Origin of the sequence: Trebonia sp. (assembly GCF_049794275.1) — a bacterium.
Classification (GTDB): domain Bacteria; phylum Actinomycetota; class Actinomycetes; order Streptosporangiales; family Streptosporangiaceae; genus Trebonia.
This window is the reverse complement of the sequence record NZ_JBARCR010000459.1, coordinates 1-2374: the sequence shown is the minus strand read 5'-3', so window position 1 is coordinate 2374 and position 2374 is coordinate 1. Positions and strand designations below refer to the sequence as shown.

General features: G+C 67.9%; 2 protein-coding genes, 1 tRNA gene and 1 pseudogene. 1 reads left to right on the top strand and 3 read right to left on the bottom strand.

Annotated elements, in window-relative coordinates; genetic code table 11:
• Positions 1-115 precede the first annotated feature (115 nt).
• Positions 116-188, bottom strand: a tRNA-Asn gene (locus WA805_RS12655).
• A gap of 162 nt (positions 189-350) precedes the next feature.
• Between WA805_RS12655 and WA805_RS12650 the strand changes: the two genes are divergently transcribed.
• Entirely contained in the window at positions 351-743 is a 393-nt protein-coding gene (locus WA805_RS12650; RefSeq protein ID WP_422289214.1) for a hypothetical protein, read from the top strand.
• A 42-nt stretch (positions 744-785) separates the two neighbouring features.
• On the opposite strand, the gene rpoD is transcribed toward WA805_RS12650, so the two are convergent.
• Positions 786-1892 carry an RNA polymerase sigma factor RpoD gene (gene rpoD / locus WA805_RS12645; protein WP_422278002.1) on the bottom strand — a complete coding sequence of 369 codons (1107 nt, stop codon included), beginning with the start codon at positions 1890-1892 and terminating at the stop codon, positions 786-788.
• A gap of 166 nt (positions 1893-2058) precedes the next feature.
• Positions 2059-2374 (bottom strand): annotated as a pseudogene (locus WA805_RS12640) (DNA primase); the annotation flags it as partial.

Here is a 2374-nt window from a genome sequence, read left to right as displayed (position 1 = left end):
CCACTTGGCGTGAATGCTGTCACAGCCGGAAAGAGATGTACAGGATTCCTGTCGATTATTCCGGTGCCGGGAAACCAAAAACCCCGAACCACTGAGGGTTCGGGGCTAGCCGGAGCTCCCGCGATAGGACTCGAACCTATAACCTGCCGGTTAACAGCCGGACGCTCTGCCGATTGAGCTACGCGGGACCGTCGCGGATAAGCGTAGCGCACCGGAAGGGGTGCCCGCGGCATGGCACGTTACGCTTGAACGGCTGCCGACATGGGGAGCGGCGGCGGCCCGGGATGAATGAGGCGCCGGGTGCCGGGGAAGGTGAAAGTTACGACGCCACGCACCGGAAGGGGTGCCAGATGCGCTACAGGGCCACGTTCATCGCAGGCTTCGCCGTCGGTTTCATCGCCGGCTCGCGGGCCGGCCGGGAGCGGTATGACCAGATCGTGAAGTACAGCAAGCAGGTCGCGGAGCTTCCCGCTGTGCAGAAGGCCACGAGCACGGTCACCGCCAAAGCCACCGAACTGGGAAAAACCGCCGCGGCCAAGGCGCCTGACCTCGCCAAGTCGGCCGCCGCGACCGTCAGCGAGCAGGTGCCGAAGATGGCCGCGACGGCCAAGAAGGCCAGCGACCGGCTCCCGTTCGGCGGCAAGAGCGACTCAGCGGACTTGGCGGACGGGCAGGTCAGCTCTCCCGTCGACAACGGCCAGGCATCAGTCAACGGGGCGCGATACACCACCGACGGCTCCTGACGGTACGTGCCCGGCGCCGGCGCGGCGCCGGGCACGCCTGTCTTAGTCGAGGTATTCGCGCAGGAGCAGCGCGCGGCTCGGGTGGCGGAGCTTGGCCAGGGTCTTCGACTCGATTTGCCTGATCCGCTCCCGGGTCACGCCGAACTCCCTGCCCACCTCCTCCAGCGTCCGCGGATGGCCGTCGGTCAGCCCGAACCGCAGCTGGATGATCCGCTGCTCCCGGTCCGACAGCTCGCACAGCACCCGCTCGAGCTGGTCCTGCAGCATGATGAACGCCGCGGCCTCGATCGGCACCACGGCGTCCGCGTCCTCGATGAAGTCGCCGAGGTCAGACTCCTCCTCGCCGATCGGCGACTGCAGCGACACCGGCTCCTGGGCGATCCGCTGGATCTCCGCGACCCGCACCGGCTCGACCCCCATCTCGGCGGCGATCTCGTCTACCGTCGCCTCGCGGCCGAGCTCCTGGTGCAGCTGGCGCTGCACCCGGGCCAGCTTGTTGATCGTCTCCACCATGTGCACCGGCACCCGGATGGTCCGCGCCTGGTCGGCGATCGCCCGGGTGATGGCCTGGCGGATCCACCAGGTCGCGTAGGTGGAGAACTTGTACCCGCGGGTGTAGTCGAACTTCTCCACCGCGCGGATCAGGCCCAGGTTGCCCTCCTGGATCAGGTCGAGGAAGACCAGCCCGCGGCCGATGTACCGCTTGGCGATCGACACCACCAGCCGCAGGTTCGCCTCGATCAGCCGCTGCTTGCCGCGCACCCCGTCGGCGGCCAGCCACTCCAGGTCCGCCCGTTCCTCGCCGAGCAGCGGATAGCCGCCGTTCAGCTTCTCCTCGGCGTACAGGCCGGCCTCGATGGCCTTGGCCAGCTCCACCTCGTCCTCCGCGGTGAGCAGCGGCACCCGCCCGATCTCGCGCAGGTAGATGCGTACCAGGTCACTCGTGCCGGCCCGGCGCGCGCTTTCCGTGTCGAAGTCAGGCAGCCTGGTATCGGGCTCCTCTTCGGCCGGCGACTCGGTCACTTCGATGCCCTCGTCCGCGAGCACCCGGACGACCGCGTCCAGCGTGTCCGCGGACAGGTCGGCCCGGTCGATTGCGGAAGTGACGTCCCCCATCGTCACGAAGCCCCGTGAGCGCCCAAGCGCCATGAGGTCGGTCAACTGCTGTGTCAGCGATGCTGCGCTCGTAACTATGGTCAGGCTCACGGCAACAGTCTGCGGCACGGAGCACCGGTTCCGGGGGACCCAATTTTACGGCTTTGACCAGATGTTTAACCTGCTCGCAATCTGCGGTAGAACTCCTAGTTACGTTCTATCAACCACCGGTCGCCCGTCCCAGCAGCCACTTCCGGCGCTGCTCTAGCGCGACCAGGTCGCCGAACATCTTGTTGTACGCCGGCTGGTCGTCCTCCGGATTCGTCCGCTGCAGCTTCGCCTTGATGGCGGCGATCTCCCGGCGGGCCGCCAGTTCCCCGACCGTGGCGAGCACCATGTCGGCATACTTCTCGTCCGGCTCGCCGGCCACCTGAAGCCGCTCGACCGCGAGCTCGGTGACGAACGCGCGGGCCCGGTCGTCCGGCGCCGCCTCGATCAGCGCGGCCACCCAGTCCCTGGCCCGGCCGGCGCTGACC